Below are 24764 nucleotides of genomic sequence, written 5' to 3'. Positions count from 1 at the left end.
TATACCAGTGTCTATAAGGAGAATAAAATGCAAAGCACTATGTACCTTTAATGAAATATATAAAAGACCGTTCCGCAGCATATTAACGGATCGGTCTTAAACCGGAAGGCATGATATGAACTAATTAATCGCGCCTACAGCCTTCAGCCAGGCATCAGCAATAAGGGCATGGCCTGCCGGTGAAGGGTGAACGCCATCGCCTGCCCAGAAAGCAGGCTCTGCCTTCATCGAAGCGGCCGCGAACAAGCCGTCAAGCGGTACCAGCAGCGCACCGTATTCACGCGCTAATTCACGCACAACATGGATTTTCGGGTCAAGATCCCGGCGCCATGTCTTGCGGTCCTCCGGCACCGGCAGCACGAACGGCTCAATCAGCACCAGCTTGGCCTCCGAGGATTTCTTAGTACGCTCAATCAGGTCCCGGTAAGCAGCTTCAAACTCAGCGGCAGTCGTTTCCTGGCCGGAGTCCATATAGCGCCAGGTGTCGTTGACCCCGATATAAATCGAGACCCAGGTTGGATTCAGGGCCAGGCAATCCCGGTCAAAACGCTTCTGCAAATCGACAACGCGGTTGCCGTTGATTCCCCGGTTAAAAAACGTTAGCTTCTTCTCCGGATACTGCAGCCCGAGGTGTGCAGCAACCATCAGAGCATAACCAACACCCAGCGATGAAGCGTCTTCATAATTCCGCCCGCAGTCTGTGATGCTGTCGCCGATGAAAACAATTACATCATTATCCTTGAGTCCCATCTACATAATCCTCCCATAAAACTGCTTAATAGTATAAACATGCCTATTATATCAAACAGAAATCAATATAACATCTTCTATTTTAGTTAGTATACCAGAGAAATAATCACCTAACAAAATCGATTCAAACTAGCTTCTGCAGTAAGAAGCACCTGTTCAAAGGCTTCACTCCGGTCCTGACATCCTCTTCGGAAATAAAGGCTGCGCAGGAAGTGTTTACTATTGACCTGGGCGATGCGCTGGCTGCGGCCCGGCGGCCAATTCCCGCAGTCACTCAGGCTGCCGATCCAATGGGCGATAGTATCCCAGTTCAGGCGTTCCTGTACGATCATCGTATCCACGACCGTAACCATCCGCTCGTCCTCTTCCTCGCCGAACAGCCACATTCGGTTTTGCAGCATATCTTTGATAGCCTCCAGCACTTCCAGCTGCACCTCCTCACTGCTCTCCGGGCATTGCACCAGTTCATCCAGCGCATCCGCACCATGAGCCGCAGCGTGGGCCCACCCGCCTTCCTCCACATATCCGCGCAGATCCTTCTCTTCCCGGTAATAGCGGAGCAGAGCATCCTTCAAGCTGCGGAATTCTTCCGCAGTGAGAAACGGCCGCTTGATATGCCGCTGCACGATCAGAGCTACCGGAAGTACAGAGAATGTCCGCGTAAATACGCTTTTATCTTCCGTCTTGCCGATGCCATAGAACAAATGCCGCTCATCAAGCAGGACTTTCAGGAAGCTGCGCAGCTCATCATTGGTAAACAGCTGCTGCTCCAGTATCCACTTATAAAAAGTCGGGTAGATCAGCTCATCCCTCAGCTCAGGCTGCGGATCTCCGATATATTCAAGCATGCGGCGGATAAAATCGTCATGTGCTTCACCTTCACGAAGACGGTACTCCTCGCTCTCAATTCTTTGCAGATCATGGATTAGTCTTTCTCTTCTGTCGCTCATAAATTTCACTCCCTGTAACTGGCTGATGTGAGTTCAACCATTTGTCTGATTTCTTCAATAACAATTTCCGGTTCATTTAAGTGAATATAATGTCCGCTGCTCCGGGCAAACCGCTGTCTGCCATCTGTAGACAGCCGCAAAAATCCCGTTTGCTGCAACTGCTCGACTTCAAGTATTTCTTCGGCAGGCCAGTCCGCCCCCTGCCTGTCCGGCAGCCCTCTAGTAATGACCGATATCGGAATACCGCCCGGTTCTCCAAGTGAAGCTTCGGCAATTTGCCGGTAGCTTAGCCGCTTGTCAATTTTCTCGCTGTTCAGCAGAGGATTCTCAAGATACGCCCTATTCCCGGGGAGGAGCTGCTCAGGCAGAATCTTTTCAAAAGCGACTTCTTTATACTCTGCAGCAGCATCGACCAGCACAAGCGCCGATGAATCCTGAGGATAATAAGCGGCATAAAGTCTGGCAATTAATCCGCCAAAAGAATGTCCCACCAATATATAAGGCGGTTGCACAGCTAATTCAGCAAGCATCTCATGCAACTCCAGTACCAAGTCGCGGCAGGAACAGGGAATAGTTACCGCCGGACTTTTACCGGTACCTGCCCGGTCATACGCAAAGGTCGAGGCGATTCCGGCAATCTCCTGCTGAATCCCATCCCAGGAATCACTCCCGTCCCCTAATCCGGAGATAAACACAACCGTCGGAGAACCTTTGCAGGAATATTTATAAAACAATTCAGACTTCCGGCCCTCTATCATCCTTAACCCCCTGAGGCTGTATTATCAATACAGATTCATTCAGTCTATAACCATTTCCAAAAATTGACTATGTAAAATTACACAAAAACCCCTTCAAGCTCCCATACCTCATGACGGCATGAGTATTTCAGGTGCATTGAAGGGGTTCTTTATGACCTGAGATCCGCTACGGATATCAGGGAGTCTTAGTAGGCAAGACTGAACAAACCTTTAACATGGGTCAGATAACGGATGTTGCTCGCTTCCTTCATCATCGTTGCAGGCAGGCCTTTGAGCGGAGTCGAGTTGCCGCCGATAATTGCTACACCGTCTTTACGGCCCAGGCTGGCCAGCGTACCCGAATTAACCGGGCTGAAGGTTTCCAGTGATTTGTTGTTCAGGCTGGCATAGAGGTTATAGCCGATCAGTTCGCCCATCTGCCAGGCGATTTGCGCGGTTGGCGGGTAAGGGCGGCCATCTGGCGCGAAGTAAACAGCGCTGTCTCCGGCAACGAACACATCTTTGTGGGAAGTGGATTGCAGGAAATCATTGACGGTCGCACGTCCGCGGTTAACCTCAAGACCGGATTCGCCGACCAGCGGATTGCCTTGAACGCCACCTGTCCAGACGAATGTATTCGCAACAACCTTCTGTCCATCCTTCAGATCAATCGTGTTGCCTTCAACGTTGGTAACAGCAAGACCTGTCAGGAACTGTACACCGCGGGCCTCAAGGCTTGATGTAGCGCGCTGGATCAAATGATCCGGCAATACCGGCAGAATTTTCGGGCCGGCCTCAACTAGCAAAAGCTTGATTTCCTTCGGATCCACCCCGTAACGTCTGGTAAGCTTAGGCAACACATCGGCAATTTCACCTACTAGCTCAACGCCGGTCAAGCCGCCTCCGCCGATCAGAATCGTTGCATCAGCCGGATTTTTAGTTGCGGCATAATCACGGATCCGGGCTTCAATATGGGCATGAATGTTTTTGGCATCTTCAGCTGATTTCAGCACCATACTGAATTTCTCCAGACCCGGAATTCCGAAATATGCCGTCGTGCTGCCCAGACCTACAACAAGTGCATCATAGGAAAGAACTGTGCCGTCAGACAAAGCGATCTGTTTGGTGTCAACGGAGAACGATTTAACTTTAGCAATTTTGAGGTCAATATCTTTACCTGCAAACAGCTTTGCCAGCGGCATGGCAACAGCCTTCTCTGAGATACTGCCTGCAGCCAGGCGGTGAAGTTCAGTAATAATCTGGTGTGTCGGATACTGGTTGACCACTGTAACCTTTGCTTCAGCTTTGCTCATATATTTGCGCACAGTCAATGCACTCAATAAACCGCCGTACCCTGCTCCTAGAATTACGATATGTTTTGACATCATATATCCTCCGTCCTTACTTGTGTGTTATGAAATTAGGGTTTCTATTTCTGCGGGCTGCGTTCGCCGCTGACTTGAAGATAAGCATTCAGGAAACGAAGCATCTTTTGGACCTGCGGGTCTTTGACCATTTTCATCATTCCAAAAAGACTGATCGTTTCAGTGCTTTCGTTAGCACGGTCTTTTGCTTCGATAACTGTAGCAGCCATATTTTTAACCGAATCCACCACCGGCTCGGCAATTTCCTTGATAGCACCTACAGTATCATTTTTGAGTACCTCATCCGAGGCAACCGCCTGTACGAAGTCAAACGATTTGGTTAATACTCCGACCAGCTGTGTTAGCTTAGGCAGTTCCTCCACCAGCAGTGTGAGCGATTCCTGAACCTCAGGTTTGAGCAGCTGATCCAGTAAATCCTCTTTGGTATAAGCCGGTTTACCTGCTGTTTGTTCTTCTTTAGGCAGGGTTTGAGTGATAGTTTCTGACATATTAGCCTCTCCTCCGTATTCGCTTAATACTGCATAATAAAAAATCCACAAACTCAATGTGCCTATTATACCACCCATAATGTTAATTATGTCACAAAGTTTTTGCCTGTATATCCTTGTTTTGTGATAAAAATCACTTCTTTAATGTCGTTTTTGCGAATTATCTTCTTTTTTCAAAATATTTTTTAAAGACATGTGCAAAATCATTGACGACCACTTAATGCCGTGCTATCTTTAGCAAGTAACTATTAGTAAGTTCATTAATAAAAACTAGCTATTTATATTTATTAACTAATACATAAACTAATGGAGGCATTACTTATGAGTACTTTTTCAGATTTGGTCCAAGCCCGGAGATCTGCCATGAATTTTGTGGAAGGAGTTACGATTTCTAAGGCAGAGCTGGAGGAAATGTTCTCCCTTGCCCGCCTTGCCCCCTCAAGCAACAATCTGCAGCATGCGCATTACAAGGTAATTACCAATCCGGTTGTTAAAGAACAGCTGCACAAGGATGCCTATAATCAGTACAAGGTTCACACTGCTTCAGCTGTAATTATTGTATACGGGGACAAAAATGCTTACCTGCAGGCGCCAGAAATTTACAGCGGCCTCAAGCTGCTGGGGGCGATGAGCCAGGAAGAATACGACAGCACCATCCAGTCGATCAACGATGCGTATAGCGGAAATGACCAGTTCCAGCGTGACGAAGCGATCCGGAACGCGTCCCTTTCGGCCATGCAGTTCATGCTGATTGCTAAAGACAAGGGCTGGGATACATGCCCGATGATCGGTTTTGATCCTGCGGCGGTCAATGCTACACTGAATGTGCCGGACAATTTCGTCCCTGCCCTGATGATTACCATCGGCAAGGATAACAAGCGCAAGATCAGACCCCGCGGCTACCGCAAACCAGTCAATGAATTTGTGGATTTCATCTGATCCAAACCATCTATATTCTATGCAAAAGAGCCTTCCGGCATTACGCCGGAAGGCTCTTTTGTGATCATACCTGGTTAATCTTGAGGGAATCTCTTCTACACTCTGCGGAAGCGCCACAGGACGCTCTGGAAATCCCCATGCAGTGCAGGCAGCGGCAACCCGGCATACATCAGATGATCTCCGCCGAATACGCCTCCGCCCTCCACCCACTCATAATCCGCTTCGGGATCCAGCCCCTTCAGCCGCAGGTAATGCAGCGCATCATTCGGCTCCGCAAGGGTCCGTGCGTACATCACGACGGCTTCAGATTTGTCCTCAGCTGCGATCAGCCACGCCGTTTCATTACCTTCAAACGGGCTGAGCAGCCGGTACTGCTCCCCGAACTGCACAAGATTGCGCAGCTCTTTATAGAGCGCCACCTGTGCCTGAACGGCCGTCTTCTCATCCTCCGTGAACTTCGTAAGATCGAGCTCATAGCCGAAATTGCCCGACATCGCGACATGGCCGCGCAGCTCAAGCGAAGTGCTGCGCTGAACCTGATGATTCGGCACCGCCGATACATGGCTGCCCATGGCGCTCAGCGGATAGACGATACTGGTTCCATATTGGATTTTGAGCCGGCTGATGGCATCGGTATTGTCGCTTGTCCAAGTCTGTGGCATGTAATAAAGCATTCCCGGGTCAAAACGTCCGCCGCCGCCCGAGCAGCTCTCGAACAGCACATCCGGAAATTCCGCTGTGATCCGCTCAAGCACACCATACAGTCCAAGCATATAACGGTGCGCAGTCTCCCGCTGTCTCTCCTGCGGAAGCAGCGCCGAGCCGATCTCAGTCATATTACGGTTCATATCCCACTTCACATAGGAAATCGGAGCGCTGCGCAGCACATCCGCCACCCGGTCGCCAATCGCCTGGCAGACATCTGCACGGGAGAAATCGAGTACCAGCTGCATCCGTGCTTCTGTTCTGCGCCGGCCTTCCACATGCAGGCACCAGTCCGGATGCTGGCGGTACAGCTCGCTGTCCGGTGAGATCATCTCCGGCTCGAACCAGAGGCCAAACTGCATGTCCAGCTCATTAACCCGGCGGGCCAAATCCTCCAGGCCCTGCGGCAGCTTCTTCTTGTCCACAAACCAGTCACCAAGAGAACTCCGGTCATTGTCGCGGTGACCGAACCAGCCGTCATCCAGGACAAACAGCTCCATGCCCAGCTCGCTTCCCGCACGGGCAATATCTTCAATCTTGTCCGCGGTGAAATCGAAATAAGTGGCTTCCCAGTTGTTGACAAGCACGGGACGCGTACGGTCACGGAAGCTGCCGCGGCTTAAGCGGGTCCGGTACAGCTTATGATAGGTCCGCGACATCGCACCCAGGCCATCCGGCGAGAAGACCAGCACGGCTTCCGGCGTTTGAAACGACTGGCCCTGCTCCAGCAGCCAGCTGAAATCAAAAGGATTTATCCCCACGGATAAGCGGGTCGTCCGGTACGGATCCACTTCAGCCTGGGCGGTAAAGCTGCCGCTGTATACCAGGCTGACGCCATAGACATCCCCATGCTCCTCATCTGCGCCTTTCGCGAGCAACGCGATAAACGGGTTATGCGCATGACTGCTTGCCCCGCGGCGGCTCTCGATTCCCTGCATACCGGAAGCAAGTGCTCTGCGTTCCACATAGCGCTCACGTGCCCAGGAGCCGGAGAGATGCAGCAGCTCATAATCCGCGTCGCGGAAGTCGACGCTCATGCTCAGTCCGCGCAACAGCTTCAGCTGTTGTCCGCCTTCGTTCACAAATTTAACGGACCGGGTGATGGCATTCAATGCCTCGAACACGGTGTAGCTCAGAATAATCCGCAGTCCGGCGACCGGATCAAGCAGCTCAAGTTCAAGTGTCTCTGCTTCATTCTCCTGCTGGACATATGTAGCCGGCAGACCTTCCAGCATGGGCTTGCCCTGATAAATCCGGTGTGAATCATAGATTGCCTCGGAAGCTGTAGTCCCGTTCTCCGCCTGAATCTGATAAGCCGGATGCCGGAAATCCCCTACTCCGTAAGACGGATATTCCTGGGCGATTGTGTCATAAGAAATCGACATGTCTTCTGGATATGGACTAGGCGAAAAAGAACAGCGCTCTGTCCGCTGAAGGATGGCTGACAAGCCTGTTGAACGGATTTTCCTGCCCCAATAGACATGCGCCGGCACCCCGGTGGGCAGCAGTTGAATGACATAGCTGGTGGCCTTGCTCTGAAGATGAAATATACGCTCTTCTGCAAAATATTGAATTCCCATTGAAGCCTCCTAAAGGGTTGTGAGCCTTGCTTCCTGAACTTCTCCGCGTATATAACGGCAACGGAAGAATAGGCTGAATTTTGTTAGCATTTTTTTGTTATTTGACGCTACTTTTATTAATTGTCAATCTCGTTCATTATAACTTGTAATCGCTTCAAAATCACCCCGCAAAAGCATTCATCTCGCGTACTGCAAAATTGCAATCGCTGCCCGTTCCCGCCGTTCAGCATCCCCGCTGTGAAGTGCTTCCTTCAGGACGGCCACGGCCAAGTCAAGAGTGTCCTCATCCACACCTGCCGGTTTTCCGCCAGACTTCCTTATATCTGCTTCCGTATCCCCGATCCATAGCTCCAGCCTTGCCGATGGAAGTGTCCCCTGGTATCGGGAAATCAGCGCTTCCTCCGCCAGCAGCTCCGCTGCAATGGAATTCACTGAGCGCCGGGGCATGCTTTTCAGCCAGGTTACCCCCCGGCGGTGACACCGGCCATCCTCCTCATTGTCATAAGTGTCATTATAGAAATAGTCTCCCAGATCACCGAGGTGCACCCAATCCCCGTCAGGTATCAGAATATAGTCCCCATCCTGCATTTCATGGACAAACAGCCACAGGTGTTCTATCGCTTCTTCCAGGTTCTGCTCCCCGCAAGTCCCGGCCTGCAGCAGTTTTACCCGCAGCTCCTCACGATCGGCCTGCTGTAAATCTCCCGTGCCGGGATAGCCGATGCACAAATAATTATCCTCCAGAAACTCCCGGGTCCGCTCCACACCCAGGGGCGTTGTCTTCATTTGAAACAGCTTCATTGTTTCTCACCTCTCCGGTTAATTATACAGGATAACCTGGCAGCAATCCGCCGTGAATTATTTTCAAAATACTAAGAACACACCAGAATAATAGCGCTTACATTAGCGTTTATTGTATAATAGCCCTATTTTACAACCATACGGCTTTTTACTATCCGTGAGAAGCAGGGTATACTTTAGACATCAACTCAAGGGAACCTTACACCGCTGGAAGGAAGCCTGACGGGCAGGTAAAATCTCACCGCAGCAATCCTTAGCCGCTGTAATCCCTGAGCTTGAGACTATATCTTTGATCCTGACGCTAAAGCTTTCAATCCATCCCGGAACGAACTGGTATGAGCTTCTTAAAGCTCAAATGTTGAACATCAATCCTAGCGTGGCCAGAGGATGAATTAGAGAAGATTTAATGTGCAGGATAGGCAAATTTACTGCCGCCTCGGACGATTTCTACCCGGCTGAGTACAAAGGATAGGATAAGGAGTCTGAGAAGAACATGGGTATAGTGCTTACAACGTAAACCTCTGCTGTTGATGCAAATCAATAGTAGGGGTTTACCTGTGTTACAAGCACTTTTTTTATACATATAGGAGCGCCAGTGTAACCTCATCAATCAGCACTGGGCAGCAGTCCAATCACATGATCCCATGGTTGAATATCCTGACTATTATGCCCAGGACTTAGAGTCCGATAACGATGCGTGAGGATGTGATAACGCTGAACCGAAGAAACCAAGCAAGAAAAACGGCAGCGAAGAGGCCTCCATCTGGCGCCGCCAGGAAGCGTACGAGTGTACTCTTATACCGTGACCCCAGGTACGGCTTCACCGTGAAGCTTCCCCGCTGGTGGAGATGCTACACCTCCGTTAAACGAAGCAGCCGGCTGAAGGATGCAGAATATGGCGTATTTTTCAGGTTTAAATACAAAGGGAAGATATATGAAGATGCGCTAAGTCTGTTAGTCTATAAAATGAGCTTGAAGCAGTGGCATGACGAAGGGTATGCTGAATCTCCGATAATATTCCTGGCTTACCGGCAGGGACGAATTTTCGCCTACACGGTCCCGGAGGAGCTTCCTGATGAGTTCCTCAATCCATCCAAGGACGACTATGATTACCGGAAATACGGCAAGCCGATACGCCTGCTGAAGCGCATGGTTAATGAAGATGTACCGAAGATTGCAAGAACCTTCCGGTTGAAGCGCCGCTCTTCCCGCTGATCTATTTAGCCTCTGGAGATCCTATGTCTAATGACTATATGTCACGGGCATAGGATCTCTTTTTCCGCAGCTCCAAAAAAAGGCTATACCCTCTTCAAATGCAGCATGGAGCCCGCACCTTTTTGAAATTCATAAGGAACCTGTACTTCTTCTGCGCTCCAGCCCTGGCTCTGAACAAAGCGGATCAGTTCATCTAAATGCGGATATCTCCGGCAAGTCAGATCCACCAGCGGGAAAATACGGATCTCCGCCTTCGTTACACGCAGCAGTTCGCGGAGGGTCTCGAGATGAAAATCAACATCCAGCCTGTCACCGTACATGAACAAAAAATGAGCGGATAAAGTCACATCAAAAGCCTGATCTTCAAAAGGCAGTACTGGCAGCTCTACAGCTACATAACGCTCCTGATGGGCCAGTCTGTCTACGGTGCTCACAGTCAGCGCTTCCGTTCTTGCCTGCTTCAGCCCCGCTATGGATTGGAAATCATCCCACTTGAAATTATCGCGTACCCTATCAAGCTGAATCAATGTATGCTCAATATCGGCGAGTCCCTTAGCCTGAAGGGCTTCTGCCGAATAACTGTAGGCGATATCAGCCGCAATAGCCATGGCTCCGTGCCGGTTCGCTTCCGCAGTGAAGGAGCAGGCTCCTGCAGGACAATCAAGAATACTCCGCCCGCGCAGCATATCCGGCTGTAAATCAAACATCCGCATATACTCGTCAAACGTCCGGCCAATGAACACAATCCGCTCTAAATCCAATTTGGCTCCACTCATCTGCACTCATCTCACCTTTCTCTGCTCAGCTCATCTCAACTAAGTTCATTATTACCCAGCGCGGCAAGCTTGCTTTTCAAAAACTGGTACAGGCATAAAGCAGCCAGCTGTAAGGGATAATCGGCAGTTCTGCAGGCTATTCCGCAGCTCATGTCCACCGGTCCGTCCTGCAGCCTCTTTCCTAGGGTACCTGCCGGCAAAGGCTGTAGCGTTGACTCCGGAACCAATGCCATTCCTAAACCGCTCTGCACATAATATTTCAATGCACTCATGCTGCCGATTTCCATAGTATTCAGCGGCGGCCCTGCGGATTCCTGCAACACACTTTCCAATTTCTTGCGGTACGGGCAGCCGGCGGCCGTAATGAGCAGGCGATGCTCCCTGAGCTGACTGGCTGTAACCTGCGGTTCAGCGGCCAGCGGATGGTCTTCCGGCAGGAGCAGCACGAATATTTCCGTAAAAAGCGGCTCATAATGCAGCCCCTTGCCCATCTCCGGAGCTGAGCAGAGGATCATGTCCAGTTCGCCCCTCAGCAGACGCTCCGTGAGCGCCGGTGTACTGCCAATGTCGACTGAGATATCTATGCCGGGATGCATGGTCATGAACTCCCGCAAAAGAGCCGGCAGCCGGTAACTGGCCGTAGGATCGGTCGCTCCAAGCCGGAGATTCCCTGCCTCACCCGCCGTCAATTCACCCAATCTGCTCTCAAGCAGCTCCATATCTTTTACAATCCGCAGGCTTTGTTCGTACAGGAGACGTCCGGCCTCAGTTAAACTGATCTGCTGTTTCCCCCGTTCAAGCAATGGCATCCCAAGCTCCGACTCCAGCTTCTGGATTTGCATGGTGATCGTAGACTGGGCATAGTTTAGTTCTTCCGCGGCCCGGTTAAAGCTTCCGGTATTTACAATGGTCTGGAAGGTTTTTAAAGTTTTGAGCTCCATCGTCATCCCCCTTACAATTCAATATTATTGAATCAGATCTTCATTTAATTCAATTATACAGAATCAAGACTTTTCTTTAAAATAGTTTATATCTAGAACAATGCTATGTGTATAGAGGAGAGGATACAAATGGAACTGGCAGGAAAAGCAGCACTTGTGACCGGCGGAGGCACTGGGATTGGTAAGGCTGTCAGCCTGGAGCTGGCCCATCGCGGTGCAGCAGTCGCCGTGAATTATTCCCGTTCCGCAGCTGAGGCCGAAGAAACCGTGCGGCTAATTAAAGAACAAGGCGGACAGGCCATTGCGGTACAGGCCGATGTGTCGAAAGACAGCGAGGTCCGGGCAATGGTCCGGCAGATCATTTCAGCATTTGGTGCCCTTGATCTGCTGGTGAATAACGCCAGCATCACCAGACATATTCCGCTTGCGGATCTGGAAGCTGCTGGTGAGGAGGTGTGGGATGAGCTGTTTGATGTCAACGTCAAAGGAATGTTCTACTGTGCCCGGGCAGCTGCCCCTTATCTGAAGCAGAGCAAACAGGGGGCAATCGTCAATCTCGGAAGCATTGCGGGGAATACGGGCAACGGTTCTTCGCTGCCCTACGCAGTTTCCAAAGCAGCCGTCCACGGCCTTACTAAATCGCTGGCCCGCGCCCTGTCCCCCGATGTCCGGGTTAATTGTGTCGCTCCGGGTGCAGTCGCAACCCGGTGGTGGGCAGGCCGGGAGGAACAAATGCACAGTCTGGCACCGAATCTGCTGCTGCAGCGGATTGCGGAACCGGAGGATATCGCACAGTTCATCTGCGCTGCGCTTACACAGGAGGCCATGACAGGGCAGATCATCACGGTGGACAGCGGACAGACGTTATAGCGGCAGTAGACTTTATTGTGTATTCACTAATGGGATAAACGCTTCTATGTACGGAGTTACAGTAGTGGGAATTCCTCAACCTAAATTCCTCCAGACCAGGACAAAAACAGACTCCAATGGGATTTACTCCAACTAATTCCTCTCGTAAAGACCCACATCAGCGTTCCCTGGGAAAATAGCTGGAGAAATTCCACCTAAAGTTCAGATGTTAGGCGAAAACGTAAGAATTAGCGGGAGACTTTCCCACTATAATTTAAACAGCCTCATCTTCCACTGCAAAGTGAAGGATGAGGCTGCTCGTTTAGGTGAGCCTAGGGCTTAAAATCAGCGTTCCGCTTCCTGCCGCGCTGGATTATGAGGGTTCATTGCCCCAGACCAGGCTGCCAGAGATATATGCCGGAAGATTAGCCCAGTCAGTATAACTTGTTCCTGCTGCACTAAAGGAATAATCTCCGGTCTGGGTATAATTGCTCCAATCACTTTTGGAAGCACGCATCTGAATATCAAGGCTTGCCCCTGCTGCCAGGGAACCGGCACTGCTGGTGAACCCCAGCTCCAAATAGTAGTCGGCTCCGGTCTTAGCGGGGGTCAGCTTCACAAAGGATCCGGTTACATTGGCGCTTCCAACCTGCGACCAGTCGCAGAAGAAGCTTTGCGGCTGCTCTCCGTCAATGGTGTAGTAGTATCTGAGCTTCACATCGGCCAGGGATACCGCAGTAGTGCCCGTATTCACCAGTTTAATCCGCGGACTCAAAGTATTCGCCGCAGCCGCTGTGCTGCTGTTGTACATCTGGACCTTTAGCACGCCGGATGCTGCCGTTGTCGTATCCACGACGGCAACGGCCAGAGACTGTGCTGCCCCGGCGCTGAAGCTGAATGTCAGCGTTGTCGTTCCCACCGCCTGCGCTGCCAGATATGCCTTCTTAATTGTTACCGTGCTGCCGCTGACTGTGTAATCTGTTCCCGCAATAAGTGTTGCTGTCCCGTTCTTGATCGAGCTGAGTGTGTTGCCGTTCAGGGTCATCGTGACAGCCAGATCCGCCTGGTTCGCCGTCTTCTTGTCGAAGCTGGCGCTGACCGGTGTAATCACCGAATTGCTTGCTGCTGTTGTCGTATCCACGACGGCAACGGCCAGAGACTGTGATGCCCCGGCGCTGAAGCTGAAGGTCAGCGTTGTCGTTCCTACCGCCTGCGCTGCCAGATATGCCTTCTTAATCGTTACCGTGCTGCCGCTGACTGTGTAATCTGTTCCCGCAACAAGTGTTGCCGTACCGTTCTTGATCGAGCTGAGCGTGTTGCCGTTCAGGGTCATCGTGACCGCCAGGTCCGCCTGGTTCGCCGTCTTCTTGTCGAAGCTGGCGCTGACCGGTGTAATCACCGAGCCTGCAGCCGGCGGGTTTACCGGATCGGCATAAAGTGTGCCTCTGCCGTTGGTCCCAAGATACACCCTGCCGTAAATCCGCGGGTCTCCGGTGATGGCCATGTTGATTTTGGCATACTGATGGGCGTCGTCATTAATCCGTACCCAGGTCGCCCCGGCATCATCGGAGCGGAAAACGCCTCTGACGCCGTCGATTTGGGCAACGGTGTACAGCGCCATATAGCTCTGGCCCGGAGCAGCTTTACCGAAGCCGATCAGATCCGCTTCCTGCACATTGGACAGCTTAGTGAAGCTGGCTCCTGAATTGGTTGAATGCCACAAGCCATATTTATTCTCCACAGTATTGCCGCCGGCAAACCAGATATCGCCTTCAATACCCGGCATCGCCTTGATGCTGATCTGGGCCTGGTTCGGCTGCAGGCTGCCGACATTATTGGTCGGGAAGCCCGTCGCCGCGCTAGCGGTAAAGGTAGCCCCGCCATCTGTGCTGACATAGAATGTGCCTGCATAAAAGGCATAGAACTTGTTCGGATTCACCCGGTCTGAGGCAATCTTTGCTCCCGCAGGTACTCCGGTGCTAGCCGTCCAGGAATTGCCCGAGGTTTTGGAATAATAGACTCCGATATCCGAGGTGCTCCACAGGATCGAATTGCCGCTGGCCGATACTGCGACCTGGCCTTGTCCGGCCGTTGTTTTCGTTCCATTCGACGGCTCGGCATTCGGCATATACCAGTTGGTACCCCCGTCATTGGAGATCCCGATCGACTTCATGCTTGGTGTCTTCTCTTTATCCGCACCGCCTACACGGACAATATAGGACGGACTTAACTCCGCATAATCGATGCCGGTCGTGGTTGCCCAGGACGGGCTGGTCTGGAACTTAACAGGTGCTGCCGCTACATCGTCATACCGGAAACCGGACACATCGCCAAGTGCGGTAATCAGGTGGGCACCCGAAGGCGGACTGATCAGGCCCAGTACCGCTGTCTCCTCTACACCCTTAGCCATGACTGAGATGTTGACAGTCCCGCCTGTATCCCATGCTCCCAGATTGTTCGTGCCGTAAATGGTAGCACCCGTTCCGTACATCATCCGGTTCGAGTTGAACGGATCAATCTCCAGATCGCCCATCATCCAGCCCAGCTTCGGCGAAGGATCGAGGGAAGTTGAAGTTGTTCCATGATCAAGCCATGGCGCAGCCGTAATATTCATCGCGAATTTATACGTCCGCTCAGGATAATTGCCCCAATCCCAGATCCGGCTCCAGGTTGCACCGCCGTTGGTACTGCGGAAGATCACCTCGTCCGGCCACCAGGCATTCAGGCTGGAGACCATAACCGTGTTCGGATTCTGGGCATCCACAGCCAAACCTCCGAAGCCATACCAGTTGTCGGTTCCAGAGGAAGGGCTGATGTTCGTCCAGGCTCCGCTGGTGGTATTGAACTTCCAGACCTCACCTTTACTTCCGTCATACGGGCCAACTCCATTGCTGTAGGTGATGTACAGATCGCCCGTTGAAGAGAGTACGCCATGATGCGGCAGGTATCCTGTTGGCTGTCCTGGAACCGCCGCCCAGGTTGCACCTCCGTCCGTACTGCGGTAGACACTACTTGCGGTATCTGCTACACCGACATAGATCGTCTGGGTGGCGTTGCCCAGTGTTCCTGTACTTTTATCAAAGGTAATCCAGGATAAGCCGATTAGATCGTTGCCGTAATCAAGTGTGGGGTTCTGAATATACGTTCCCACATTAGGAAAAGAACTGACTTTCGACCAGGTGACCCCGGAATCTGTACTCTTCCACAGGCCGTTGCCGCTGCGTGCCCCGAAAAACAGGATACTGTTCTTGTTAGGGTCAATCACGAGCCGTTCACCCGCCGAACGCCCAGGCATATTGCCTCCGACTTTGAAAGGAAGTGCTGTTGACTGCCAGGTGTTTCCGCGGTCGCTCGAACGCATAATCTGGCCGTTATCATCCCATGAGTTGGTGTACGTTCCAGTGGCCATATATACCTTGTCCGGATTGATGGGATCCGTTGCCAGCGCATCCACGCCATTCTTATTCCAGTCTACCCAGCCGACGGCGTCACTGATGGAAGTCCAGCTGCCAGAAGCCTGATTCCAGCGGTAGGCGCCGCCGATATCCGTTCGGGCATAGATCAGATTCGGTTCAGTCTGGTTAAAAATGATTCCCGGCACAAATCCTCCGCCAGCTCCGGTAACAACACTGTTCCAGGTGTACGTTTCACTTGCTGCAGCATGAGTAACCGCGGGAAAGGCAGTAAATAACGTGCTTGACATTGCGGCCAGCAGGACAACAATTCCCATTCTTCGGATACGGTTACGAATCACGATTCCAGCCTCCTATGCTTTATTTTGGTAACGCTTACATTATAGAGCGAAAACCGCTTTCATAGGGAGGGAAAACGGTTCACCTTTTCGGAAATATGTCGTCAGATATCGTACCATTTTCACACTAAATATTACATTTTTAGTAAAACAAAAGACTCTGCTAAATGATAATCAGCAAAGTCTCCTTTGTCTAATGCGTCAGTATGAACTCATCCAGCTTGTTGCCGCCGATATCATATGCCTCAAAGCTGAGCGTACGGCCGCTGACGGTAATCCCGGCGAACATCGGCTGGTTATTCTGAAAATGGACTTTATGGTAGAACTGGTCCTCCTTTTTCTCATTAAACTTTGAACCGGAAGCGTTCGTAACCACATAGACCGTTCCCCTGGCCGCTCCTACCGGCTTCTCTCCTTCGGGTACGATGGCACCGTCAAGCAGCGGATAAGACCTGGAATATTCATGATTGTGACCCTGAAGGACCAGATCGACCTGATATTTATCAAAAATCACTGTCCAGTCCTCCACCTTCTTATAGGTGTTGCCGCCATAGGCCGGACGGTGCATCGCCACGATTTTCCACTGCTTATCCGTACCCGCCAGATCCTTTTCCAGCCAGTCGGCCTGTTTTTTCAGATTACTCTCCGTATTGAGTACTGTCACATGCACCGGGCCATAGTCGAAGGAATATGAGGTCCCCGCGATCGAGCCTTTCGCCCCGTTATCCGGCAAATTAAAATGGGAGGTGAACTCCGCCGCCTTCTCATCTATCTCATCATGATTGCCCGTCACCGGCATCAGCGGGATGCCTGTAACCCAGCGCTCCGCATTGCTAAACAAGCTGTCCCAGGCCGCCGAATCCTCCGGAGTCTCCGTTAAGTCACCATTATGCACAATAAACTGTGCGGCCGGGAAGGTCTGGAACGCCTTATTCAGCGTCTTGCCCCATCTTTCGAAATCGGCCGCCGTTACCCCCTGCGAATCAGTTACATTGATAAACGTTGCACTATCGCTGTCCGCCTCCGCTGTCGTAAACTGTGCCGCTGCACTCCATTCCCCTTCATTGCCCGTACCCACTCTGTAAGTATAGAGTGTATCTGCCTCAAGCCCGCTAACCTCCGCCTTATGTACGCCTCTGCTGCCTTTATCTGTCTTGATTACAGTATTATCAGCCTCTACCTTGATTACAGACTCTTCGGCAAAAGTGGCCTTCCCGCCTTTAACCACCTGCAGTAAACCGGCAGCGCCGGAGTCTTCCGTGTACCAGGTGAACGCACGGCTGGTCTCCGTATCACTTTTGAATGTAGTGACCACATCATAAGGTTTACCGGCAGACAAGGTCTCTGCAGTCCGCCCGGACTTCAGCCATTCCAGCGCTACCGCAGCCACAATTAAGACCACAATGATGATTCCGATGATGAGCACAGTCTTTAAGTCTTTCATCCTTTCCCTCCTAAACCCGTTTCTTTGTAAACAAAGATAGCCTCCGGCAAGCCTGGAAGTCAAATCTCACTCCTTTAACAACCAGAAATAACGCATTTTTGTTAACTCAGTGTTAAAACGTTCAGCTAACGTTCAGGTGAATTTAAGACAATCATAAGGTCTGTCCCTTACGATGGGTTCAGAGAGACGAGAATTACTTAGAGAGAGAAAAGAGGTGTGAAATGAGTACGAAGCTGCAGTTCCGGCATGAACTGAAGTTTTTCATTAATTATCATCAGTATCTGATTCTGCGCCAGCGCCTGCACAGCTTAATGGATGCCGACCAGAATGCCGACGATAGCGGGGAATACCATATCCGCAGTCTTTATTTTGATGATATGAACAATACTGCCCTGTCCGATAAACTCGGAGGCCTTAGGGAACGCGCCAAATACCGGATCCGCATTTACAACATTCAGGACAATGTGATTCACTTCGAGAAAAAAATCAAAATGGATGATTACATCGCCAAAATCAAAGAGCCGCTAACCCGGGAAATGTACGATCAGATTATGGACGGCAACTATGAGGTACTGAATGTTCCAAGCAGTCCGCTGTTCATGGAATTGTACGACCAGATGCGCCACAACCTGCTGCGGCCCAAAGTGATCGTCGATTATGTACGCGAGCCTTACGTCTGCCGCAACGGCAACGTGCGGATCACTTTTGACAAGGAGCTGCGCACCGGTCTGCATGAAGTGGATATTTTCAGCAGAGTGCTCCAGCCTGTCCGGGCGCTCGATGAGAACTTCATTATTTTTGAAGTCAAATTCGACGAATATATACCGGATTATATCAAGATAGCGCTCCAGCTCGAGGGTTTGAACAGACAATTAGCGTCGAAATACGTGATCTGCCGCAAATTTTTGAAAACCAACACTTGGGAGGATTATTGAAATGAGCATTTTAGCTACTCTGGCTGCTGCGGGAACGACTACGGCGGCACAGTCCACGGAGACGACAACTACTTTTACGGATATGATAAAAAATTCAGTCGTCGACAACTTTGTATCTGATATCAGCATTTCCAAAATACTTATCACCCTCGGAGTCGCTTTTCTGATCGGCTTCTTCATCTACTTATTGTATAAACGTGTGTTCAGCGGAGTGCTGTATTCCAAAAGCTTCAACGTCTCGCTGATGGGCATGACCATGATCACTGCCACCGTCATCATCGCGATCAATTCCAATCTGGTGCTGTCACTCGGTATGGTCGGCGCCCTCTCCATCGTCCGGTTCAGAACGCCAATAAAAGATCCGACTGATCTGATCTTCCTGTTCTGGGCGGCTGTTGCCGGGATTGTTACCGGTGCAGGATTCTTCACCCTTGCCATTATAGGTTCGGTCATTATCGGTCTGATCCTGTTCCTGTTCATTAAACGTTCCTCTGTGGAAACCCCGTATCTGCTCGTCGTGAACTGTGAAGGCGATGACAGCGAGCGTGAAGTGCACAGCCATCTGAACAAATCTGTCAAACGCTACAATGTGAAGCAAAAAACCGTGACCAAAGGCAATATCGAGCTGACGCTTGAGCTGCGTCTTGACGATAAGGAAGGCGGGTTCGTCAATACGGTCTCTGACATTACCGGGGTCAAAAATGCCCTGCTAATCAGCTATAGCGGAGATTATGTATCCTGAGGAGAGGCGGTGCCAAGATGAAAACAAGAGGCAAGCAGGTTCTGCTGACTCTTTGTAGCCTGCTGCTGGTTATCGCTATCGTGGGTTGCCAGATTTCAACTCCTTCTGCGGACAAGAATAATGCCACTACGGACATGCAGGAAAAAGCGGTATCCACTCAGGAACAAAGTCTGGATACGGAGGTCTTCCCGAAGGACAAGGTGGTGGATGTCAAAATCACCATCGACCCTGACGATTTCCAAAGTATGCTTGACAACGCCAGCGCCGAGGAATACAAGACGGCCTCCGTTGAATATAACGGGATCAAGATGGACAATGTGGGCGTACGAACCAAAGGAAACCTGAGCCTGCGCAGTGTCGTGCAGATGAGCGATTCCGACCGGTACAGTTTCAAGCTCTCTTTTGACGAGTATGTGAACCAGAATCTGTTCGGTATTACCAAGATCAATCTTAACAATAATTACAGCGATGCCTCGTATATGCGGGAGTTCCTGACCTACGAGCTTGCTGAAACTATGGGTCTACCGACGCCAAAATACTCCTTCGTCAACATTTATGTTAACGGTGAGCTAAAAGGCTTCTACCTCGCGGTAGAGCAGATCGGCGATGCCTATCTGGAGCGGAACTTCGACAACTCTTATGGGGCGCTGTATAAAGGGGTGATGACGGGACAAGGCAGTGATCTGACCTGGCTCGGCGACGATGCTTCGCTCTATACCGGCCTTGAAATGAAGTCAGAGAAATCGAGCGATGATATTGTAGTCGACATGCTCGATGAGCTGAACAACGGTACCGACTATGAGAAATACATTAATGTCGATGACGCGCTCGGCTATATTGCCCTGAATGCTGTAACCGGCAATATGGATAGCTATCTCGGCAGCAACAAACAGAACTATTACCTGTACGAGGATGACGGTATTTTCTCAATCCTGCCATGGGATTATAATATGGCCTTCGGGGGGATGGGCAGCTCCGATGTGCTGATCGACGAGCCGACTCAAGGTGCAGTCGCCGAACGTCCGCTGGTAGCCAAGCTGCTGGCGAATGAGGAATACAAAGCGAAATATCATGAGATTATCCAGAAGATGCTGGACGGCTATCTGCAGGATGACACCTTCCAGACCCGGATTGACGAGCTGGATACCCTGATCTCCAGCCATGTGAAGGCAGATCCTTCCGCCTTCTACACGTTCGAACAATACGAGAGCGGCCTGCAGGCCGTGAAGACCTTCATGTCCACGATGGCTACCAGCGTCTCCGGCCAGCTCGACGGCAGCATCGCTTCCAGCGGTGACGGCTCCGGCAGCGGTGGCGGCTTCGGCGGCGGCATGGGTGGTGGCGGCGCCTTCGGCGGAGCGCCGGGCGGCGGCAACGGCGCGGCGATGCAGGGACAGGCGCCGGCGGCGGGGCAAGCGGCCGGGGGCGGACTGGCCGCGCAGGGCAATGGCGCGGCGATACAGGGGCAGGCCGGCCAGTACGGCGGCCCCGGCGGAGCGCCGGGCGCCATGGGCGGACCGGCCATCCCTGAGGGCGGTTTCGGTGGCGGCATGGGCGGCGGTGGCATGCCCGGCTTTGGCGGTGGTGGCATGGGAGGCGGCGATTTCGGCGGCGCACCAGGCGGCACCCAGCAGCAAGGCAGCACCAGCGAAGCCATCACTACCGGCGTAGCGATTATCGTACTCCTGCTGGCCGCAGCGTTCGTTACGTTCTACAAACGGAAACGGCTGTAAACAGTATGCAAATAAGCCTCAGACGGCAGGACCGTCTGAGGCTTTTCATATTAAAGCTAACACTCTGCATATACAGGGTCCGTCAGTTCTTCATCAGAACTAGAGAAATACATGAAGAACATTTGCTTTGATGGGACGAAGGAATAGCAGTGGGATTTCCTCCATCTAAATTCCTCAAAACGGGACGCAGACTGAACCTAATGGGATTTCCTCCCACTAATTTCTCACTACGAGTTACAATCAGCGTTTTTAGGGAAATTAGCTGGAGGTTTTCCACCTATGTTCTGATTTTAGGCGAAAACGAAAGAATTAGGTGGATGTTTTCCCACTAGATGGTGAGCATCCAGCTGCATATCCCTATATTCCTGATCAGCAATCTGAAGATATCGATTCAGATTCCGCAATACTAAATGTTTATCACAATTGATCACAATTGATTCGTTCTACCTGCAAACCTGAATTCAAAAAACAGGCAATACCCTTTCCAAGTACCAGTTGAAGTCAGTAATGTCGATATTACCTTTAACATCAATTTTCTTTCTAGCAATTGATAGGTTATTCATTTTTATTTAATAGCTCTTTTGCCAATTTACAATATGCACCCCATACATTTCTAATGTAGTAAATCCCAGCCCTATATTCAATAAAAACTGCGGACCCCTCCATCCCATATAGGACGACGAATCCGCAGTATTCCAAAATATTCAGTATTCTCCCGGCTCTCCCTGCCTTAAATTTTCTGTTAATATATTTTATCCCGTAGAAATTCATCAGTTTAAATGAACCAATTACAATACAGTGTTTCTACCCTAGCGAATTTTCTGACACACCCAGATCCAACAAATAAGGCTCATAATTCGTGTACACTTCCTTGCCTGATTTGTATGCAAATAAATGGATAAACAAGTATAATAAAGATATTTATTATAGAGGTGATACATAATGAAAACACGGCTTAATCATGTAAGAGTAAACGTTTCGGATATTGGTAAGGCATTGAATTGGTATGAAGAGATACTTGGTTTTGAAAACGATGGCGGATGGCCCCATGATATTCCTACCTATTATGATTTTAAATCAGAAGAAGGGGCAAAGTTTGCAATAATGGAGGTTAAAGGTGAACGTTCGCACGGCAGATTAAACTTTGATGTAGCAAATGTTGATGAACTCTGGGAAGCTCTAAAAGACAAGGTTGACGTTGTTGAACCTTTATTCGACACTCCTTGGGGAACACGTAAATTTACAATTAAAGATCTGGATGGAAATGAACTGGGTTTTGGGGGATACAATCGATGAATATTAAGTACCATTGTGTCAATTTAACTTAATTTCATAAAAAGGGTGATAAAGAAATGAAATTTATCGGACCTATAATTCTAGTTGAGAACCTTGAACGTTCAAGAGACTTTTATGAAAAAAAACTAAAACAAAAAGTTATACATGACTTCGGAGTAAATGTATCATTTGAGGGCAACTTAGCAATTCATTTAAGATCACATTTTGATGAAGTACACTTCAACAAAGGATCCAACAAAGTAATATACGGATCAAATAGTGTGGACTTAAATTTTGAAACTGAAGAGTTAGATGAAATATATAATGAGCTTAAACAAATAGAGGTTGAATTTCTTAATGAAATTCAAGAAGCACCCTGGGGGCAGAGGGGGATTACATTCTATGATCCCGATAAACATGTTATATCAATTGGCGAAACAATGGAAATTGTGGTAAATCGTCTTCATGAGCTAGGTCTCTCTTTGGATGAGATAGTTAAAAAAACTGCCATGCCAAAGGAGTACGTAGAAGGGGCAATAAATCATTCAATTAACTGAAAGTATAATTCTTCACAGGTAAACTCCGGTTCCATCTGCTATTGAGCTCCTTACCCACTGTTTACATTAATTTATTAGGAATCATAAGCATGAGGAGCAGTAAGCCCTTCAAAGCGTTCACTTTGAGGTAAGTCATGCGGAGTTGATGAAGATAAATCTTAATTAGACAAGACGGCACGCTTCACTCGGCACTAGATGGGACATAATATGGTAAACTTACGGAGTTTATACTCGCATGTAGCCTTTGAAATTATTGATAATACAAATAATCAATTACTCTTCCTCTGCCCACTTCCCTACTTCCTGCTTTCATTTTAAAGATGCATCTTTTTTTTAAAAATCCGCTTATTAACCCAAATACCTCCTCGTCAACTGTAAACATCTCGATATACACTTCGTACCATTCATTCATAATAAACTTTTCTATTGTTTTGGTTGCAGTTAATGCTCCCGAATAAGTAATTCCATTTCCAAAATCTATGCCCGGCCTCATGTTCACACTAATATTAAAAGGTAAGTTTTCAAAAGAAATAGATGCTGTAAGTAAGAGCACTTGCCCTCCCTTAAAGCGTTTGTTTCAGCCCTTTAATAAATTTATTAAACTCTTCTAGGTTAATACCGCTCAAAGTTTCTACTTCCCTTTTTATGAGGTTTGTTAACTACACTAAGACTTCAAAAGTGATTTGACTGCAATATAAACTAAATACATTTCCCTCACATTCATCAACCTTGTATCTGATACCCTCTAACTGGTCTTTAGAAATATCTGAGATATCGAAAGCTAGCCAAAATAAGCCCGTTAAATGTCCTAATGTCAGATCCTGCACACCTGTGAAAGTTATTAACAATTGTTCATCGTAATCAAAAGTTGATTTAGAAAGAGTAATTTGTAAAGAAACCTCCAATCCCTCTATCTCTGTACCTCTCGTTAAACGAAAGGAAGTTAAATAACCAAAACCCTCTTGGATTTGATAAAAATCAGATATAAGATCGTTGTATTTGTTCAAGTTTAATGGCTCCTTAATAGTTATGGGTTTGATGATTTTTTTGCAATTTTCTACGAGATATAAATACCGTACCTCAAGAATTGTTCTTTAAGCTTTTCAGCATACATCTTCTCAGTCAGAACCTTGACCCCCTGATCCAGGAACGGTTTTAAGCTGGTTTCAAGCAGTTCCTGAAAAACCCTTCGTAATTTCAGTAACCTTTAGATCAATGGTCTCAGGGCTTTCAATTACACTAAGTTTGAACTTCCATGAGTCAATGTCTTTGTTTTTTGACAAAACTATAGCTTCTACTAGGAAACTCGGTTCTATCTTAAGGGACTCGTGAATACTTTTCGGACGAAACCACGGTTGTTTAAATTTGCTCATAAATAATTCAACATTATGTGAATAATACATCGGGTCACTTTCGTGGATATTATATTCCAAATAAAGAAATTCCTCACTACTCGCAAAAGCAAATATGAGCGCTCTCAAAAAATCCGAGCCATCATTTGTTTCCTGGAATATATCGGTTAAATAATGAACCTTCATTCTTATTCTCCCTTATCCTGGTATTTCACATATAATCTAAGGCCAAGGCACACTTGCAAAGCCTAATTGGCTAATAAATGTAACTAAGTCCTCAATAAAATAATCACTTGCAATGTGACTGTTTTTGAAGGTTACAGCATATCCGTTCATTTCACGAGAATATTCAACTAACCCTTGTTCAGATAGAAATTCAGCTAGTAACTTCCCTGTTGTCCCTAACAGAAATAAAGTTAAATCTTCTTCACTTGGATGCTCTTTATATGTATTAATAAAATTCAAAACCGTCTGAAAGCTGTCCCATCTATAATCATAACTTTCAATTAACTGATCAAATTTGCTATTATCAATGATTGTAGTATTAGCCAATACTTTTGCAATATTTAGCTTATGCGTTAACATTGTTTCAATTTGAAAATAAATTTGGTTATTAACAGAGATACATTTATCTAGATCATCAACACTCATTTGTTTATTTATCTGATCAATAAAGGTAGGATTCTTGTGTTTCTAATTGTATTTGTTACAATACGCAACTTTATCTCTTCATTGGAGAATTCGATAGTGATTTCTTTTGACAGGCTATTTCTAGAAGTAGTGTTCTTCTCGTAAACAACTTTATTTTTTTGGAGTTCACTTGCAAAATTAACGTCATAGATATTCATATGTATTCTCC

General features: G+C 48.8%; 23 protein-coding genes. 8 read left to right on the top strand and 15 right to left on the bottom strand.

Annotated elements, in window-relative coordinates; genetic code table 11:
• Window positions 1-120 precede the first annotated feature (120 nt).
• The 5 genes from QU597_RS11720 to QU597_RS11700 form a co-directional block, all read right to left on the bottom strand.
• Window positions 121-750 (bottom strand): SGNH/GDSL hydrolase family protein, encoded by a 630-nt coding sequence (locus QU597_RS11720; RefSeq protein WP_310832798.1) that lies wholly within the window; start codon window positions 748-750, stop codon window positions 121-123.
• 110 nt (window positions 751-860) lie between these two features.
• Window positions 861-1700, bottom strand: coding sequence for a DUF2785 domain-containing protein (locus QU597_RS11715; RefSeq protein ID WP_310832797.1), 840 nt, complete (start codon window positions 1698-1700; stop codon window positions 861-863).
• 5 nt (window positions 1701-1705) lie between these two features.
• A complete protein-coding gene (locus QU597_RS11710) occupies window positions 1706-2458 on the bottom strand; it encodes an alpha/beta fold hydrolase (protein ID WP_310832796.1) in 753 nt (250 codons plus the stop codon).
• A 185-nt stretch (window positions 2459-2643) separates the two neighbouring features.
• Complete coding sequence (locus tag QU597_RS11705; protein ID WP_310833288.1) at window positions 2644-3822, bottom strand: NAD(P)/FAD-dependent oxidoreductase; 1179 nt, start codon at window positions 3820-3822, stop codon at window positions 2644-2646.
• 44 nt (window positions 3823-3866) lie between these two features.
• On the bottom strand, window positions 3867-4310 hold the full coding sequence (locus tag QU597_RS11700; RefSeq protein WP_310832795.1) for a helical membrane plugin domain-containing protein: 444 nt from the start codon (window positions 4308-4310) through the stop codon (window positions 3867-3869).
• A gap of 321 nt (window positions 4311-4631) precedes the next feature.
• Here QU597_RS11700 and QU597_RS11695 point away from each other — a divergent pair, with 321 nt between their 5' ends.
• Entirely contained in the window at window positions 4632-5249 is a 618-nt protein-coding gene (locus QU597_RS11695) for a nitroreductase family protein (protein ID WP_310832794.1), read from the top strand.
• A gap of 95 nt (window positions 5250-5344) precedes the next feature.
• Here the strand turns inward: QU597_RS11695 and QU597_RS11690 are convergent, their stop codons facing one another.
• Together QU597_RS11690 and QU597_RS11685 are read right to left on the bottom strand one after the other, a co-directional pair.
• The gene (locus QU597_RS11690) at window positions 5345-7534 is read right to left on the bottom strand and encodes an alpha-galactosidase (RefSeq protein ID WP_310832793.1); all 2190 of its coding nucleotides are present in this window, start codon (window positions 7532-7534) and stop codon (window positions 5345-5347) included.
• Window positions 7535-7711: 177 nt separating this feature from the next.
• Window positions 7712-8335, bottom strand: a complete 624-nt coding sequence (locus QU597_RS11685) for a DUF8426 domain-containing protein (RefSeq protein WP_310832792.1) — start codon at window positions 8333-8335, stop codon at window positions 7712-7714.
• A 693-nt stretch (window positions 8336-9028) separates the two neighbouring features.
• On the opposite strand from QU597_RS11685, the gene QU597_RS11680 reads away from it, so the two are divergent.
• Complete coding sequence (locus tag QU597_RS11680) at window positions 9029-9550, top strand: hypothetical protein (RefSeq protein WP_310832791.1); 522 nt, start codon at window positions 9029-9031, stop codon at window positions 9548-9550.
• Between the two features lie 83 nt (window positions 9551-9633).
• Here the strand turns inward: QU597_RS11680 and QU597_RS11675 are convergent, their stop codons facing one another.
• Window positions 9634-10326 (bottom strand): class I SAM-dependent methyltransferase, encoded by a 693-nt coding sequence (locus QU597_RS11675; protein WP_310832790.1) that lies wholly within the window; start codon window positions 10324-10326, stop codon window positions 9634-9636.
• A 35-nt stretch (window positions 10327-10361) separates the two neighbouring features.
• Complete coding sequence (locus tag QU597_RS11670; RefSeq protein ID WP_310832789.1) at window positions 10362-11267, bottom strand: LysR family transcriptional regulator; 906 nt, start codon at window positions 11265-11267, stop codon at window positions 10362-10364.
• 129 nt (window positions 11268-11396) lie between these two features.
• Between QU597_RS11670 and QU597_RS11665 the strand changes: the two genes are divergently transcribed.
• Window positions 11397-12137: an SDR family NAD(P)-dependent oxidoreductase gene (locus QU597_RS11665; RefSeq protein ID WP_310832788.1), complete on the top strand. Its 741-nt coding sequence runs from the start codon at window positions 11397-11399 to the stop codon at window positions 12135-12137.
• Window positions 12138-12489: 352 nt separating this feature from the next.
• Here QU597_RS11665 and QU597_RS11660 read toward each other — a convergent pair whose 3' ends face one another.
• Window positions 12490-15846 carry a X2-like carbohydrate binding domain-containing protein gene (locus QU597_RS11660; RefSeq protein ID WP_441295346.1) on the bottom strand — a complete coding sequence of 1119 codons (3357 nt, stop codon included), beginning with the start codon at window positions 15844-15846 and terminating at the stop codon, window positions 12490-12492.
• Between the two features lie 214 nt (window positions 15847-16060).
• A complete protein-coding gene (locus tag QU597_RS11655; protein WP_310832787.1) occupies window positions 16061-17311 on the bottom strand; it encodes a purple acid phosphatase family protein in 1251 nt (416 codons plus the stop codon).
• A gap of 221 nt (window positions 17312-17532) precedes the next feature.
• On the opposite strand from QU597_RS11655, the gene QU597_RS11650 reads away from it, so the two are divergent.
• The 5 genes from QU597_RS11650 (at window position 17533) to QU597_RS11630 (ending at window position 22553) form a co-directional block, all read left to right on the top strand.
• A complete protein-coding gene (locus QU597_RS11650) occupies window positions 17533-18246 on the top strand; it encodes a polyphosphate polymerase domain-containing protein (RefSeq protein WP_310832786.1) in 714 nt (237 codons plus the stop codon).
• Window position 18247: 1 nt separating this feature from the next.
• On the top strand, window positions 18248-18988 hold the full coding sequence (locus QU597_RS11645; protein WP_370656242.1) for a DUF4956 domain-containing protein: 741 nt from the start codon (window positions 18248-18250) through the stop codon (window positions 18986-18988).
• Window positions 18989-19005: 17 nt separating this feature from the next.
• Window positions 19006-20721 carry a CotH kinase family protein gene (locus QU597_RS11640; protein WP_310832785.1) on the top strand — a complete coding sequence of 572 codons (1716 nt, stop codon included), beginning with the start codon at window positions 19006-19008 and terminating at the stop codon, window positions 20719-20721.
• A gap of 942 nt (window positions 20722-21663) precedes the next feature.
• Complete coding sequence (locus QU597_RS11635; RefSeq protein WP_310832784.1) at window positions 21664-22017, top strand: VOC family protein; 354 nt, start codon at window positions 21664-21666, stop codon at window positions 22015-22017.
• 56 nt (window positions 22018-22073) lie between these two features.
• Window positions 22074-22553: a VOC family protein gene (locus QU597_RS11630; RefSeq protein ID WP_310832783.1), complete on the top strand. Its 480-nt coding sequence runs from the start codon at window positions 22074-22076 to the stop codon at window positions 22551-22553.
• Between the two features lie 250 nt (window positions 22554-22803).
• On the opposite strand, the gene QU597_RS11625 is transcribed toward QU597_RS11630, so the two are convergent.
• The 4 genes from QU597_RS11625 to QU597_RS11610 all read right to left on the bottom strand — a co-directional run bounded on the left by QU597_RS11625 (window position 22804) and on the right by QU597_RS11610 (window position 24556).
• On the bottom strand, window positions 22804-23106 hold the full coding sequence (locus QU597_RS11625) for a hypothetical protein (protein WP_310832782.1): 303 nt from the start codon (window positions 23104-23106) through the stop codon (window positions 22804-22806).
• Window positions 23107-23212: 106 nt separating this feature from the next.
• Window positions 23213-23560, bottom strand: a complete 348-nt coding sequence (locus QU597_RS11620) for a PIM8 family immunity protein (protein ID WP_310832781.1) — start codon at window positions 23558-23560, stop codon at window positions 23213-23215.
• Between the two features lie 159 nt (window positions 23561-23719).
• The gene (locus QU597_RS11615; RefSeq protein WP_310832780.1) at window positions 23720-24091 is read right to left on the bottom strand and encodes a hypothetical protein; all 372 of its coding nucleotides are present in this window, start codon (window positions 24089-24091) and stop codon (window positions 23720-23722) included.
• Between the two features lie 36 nt (window positions 24092-24127).
• Complete coding sequence (locus QU597_RS11610; protein ID WP_310832779.1) at window positions 24128-24556, bottom strand: hypothetical protein; 429 nt, start codon at window positions 24554-24556, stop codon at window positions 24128-24130.
• Window positions 24557-24764: the final 208 nt, after the last annotated feature.

It is taken from the genome of Paenibacillus pedocola (assembly GCF_031599675.1).
Lineage (GTDB): Bacteria > Bacillota > Bacilli > Paenibacillales > Paenibacillaceae > Paenibacillus_AQ > Paenibacillus_AQ pedocola.
Note: the sequence above shows the minus strand (reverse complement) of the source record. Positions and strands in the feature narration are given on the sequence as shown.

Bases quoted from the DNA above. Each gene is read 5' to 3' on its own strand.
- QU597_RS11720 (WP_310832798.1), bottom strand. From the start codon at position 750: ATGGGACTCAAGGATAATGATGTAATTGTTTTCATCGGCGACAGCATC.
- QU597_RS11715 (WP_310832797.1), bottom strand. From the start codon at position 1,700: ATGAGCGACAGAAGAGAAAGACTAATCCATGATCTGCAAAGAATTGAG.
- QU597_RS11710 (WP_310832796.1), bottom strand. From the start codon at position 2,458: ATGATAGAGGGCCGGAAGTCTGAATTGTTTTATAAATATTCCTGCAAA.
- QU597_RS11705 (WP_310833288.1), bottom strand. From the start codon at position 3,822: ATGTCAAAACATATCGTAATTCTAGGAGCAGGGTACGGCGGTTTATTG.
- QU597_RS11700 (WP_310832795.1), bottom strand. From the start codon at position 4,310: ATGTCAGAAACTATCACTCAAACCCTGCCTAAAGAAGAACAAACAGCA.
- QU597_RS11695 (WP_310832794.1), top strand. From the start codon at position 4,632: ATGAGTACTTTTTCAGATTTGGTCCAAGCCCGGAGATCTGCCATGAAT.
- QU597_RS11690 (WP_310832793.1), bottom strand. From the start codon at position 7,534: ATGGGAATTCAATATTTTGCAGAAGAGCGTATATTTCATCTTCAGAGC.
- QU597_RS11685 (WP_310832792.1), bottom strand. From the start codon at position 8,335: ATGAAGCTGTTTCAAATGAAGACAACGCCCCTGGGTGTGGAGCGGACC.
- QU597_RS11680 (WP_310832791.1), top strand. From the start codon at position 9,029: ATGCGTGAGGATGTGATAACGCTGAACCGAAGAAACCAAGCAAGAAAA.
- QU597_RS11675 (WP_310832790.1), bottom strand. From the start codon at position 10,326: ATGAGTGGAGCCAAATTGGATTTAGAGCGGATTGTGTTCATTGGCCGG.
- QU597_RS11670 (WP_310832789.1), bottom strand. From the start codon at position 11,267: ATGGAGCTCAAAACTTTAAAAACCTTCCAGACCATTGTAAATACCGGA.
- QU597_RS11665 (WP_310832788.1), top strand. From the start codon at position 11,397: ATGGAACTGGCAGGAAAAGCAGCACTTGTGACCGGCGGAGGCACTGGG.
- QU597_RS11660 (WP_441295346.1), bottom strand. From the start codon at position 15,846: ATGGGAATTGTTGTCCTGCTGGCCGCAATGTCAAGCACGTTATTTACT.
- QU597_RS11655 (WP_310832787.1), bottom strand. From the start codon at position 17,311: ATGAAAGACTTAAAGACTGTGCTCATCATCGGAATCATCATTGTGGTC.
- QU597_RS11650 (WP_310832786.1), top strand. From the start codon at position 17,533: ATGAGTACGAAGCTGCAGTTCCGGCATGAACTGAAGTTTTTCATTAAT.
- QU597_RS11645 (WP_370656242.1), top strand. From the start codon at position 18,248: ATGAGCATTTTAGCTACTCTGGCTGCTGCGGGAACGACTACGGCGGCA.
- QU597_RS11640 (WP_310832785.1), top strand. From the start codon at position 19,006: ATGAAAACAAGAGGCAAGCAGGTTCTGCTGACTCTTTGTAGCCTGCTG.
- QU597_RS11635 (WP_310832784.1), top strand. From the start codon at position 21,664: ATGAAAACACGGCTTAATCATGTAAGAGTAAACGTTTCGGATATTGGT.
- QU597_RS11630 (WP_310832783.1), top strand. From the start codon at position 22,074: ATGAAATTTATCGGACCTATAATTCTAGTTGAGAACCTTGAACGTTCA.
- QU597_RS11615 (WP_310832780.1), bottom strand. From the start codon at position 24,091: ATGAAGGTTCATTATTTAACCGATATATTCCAGGAAACAAATGATGGC.
- QU597_RS11610 (WP_310832779.1), bottom strand. From the start codon at position 24,556: ATGAGTGTTGATGATCTAGATAAATGTATCTCTGTTAATAACCAAATT.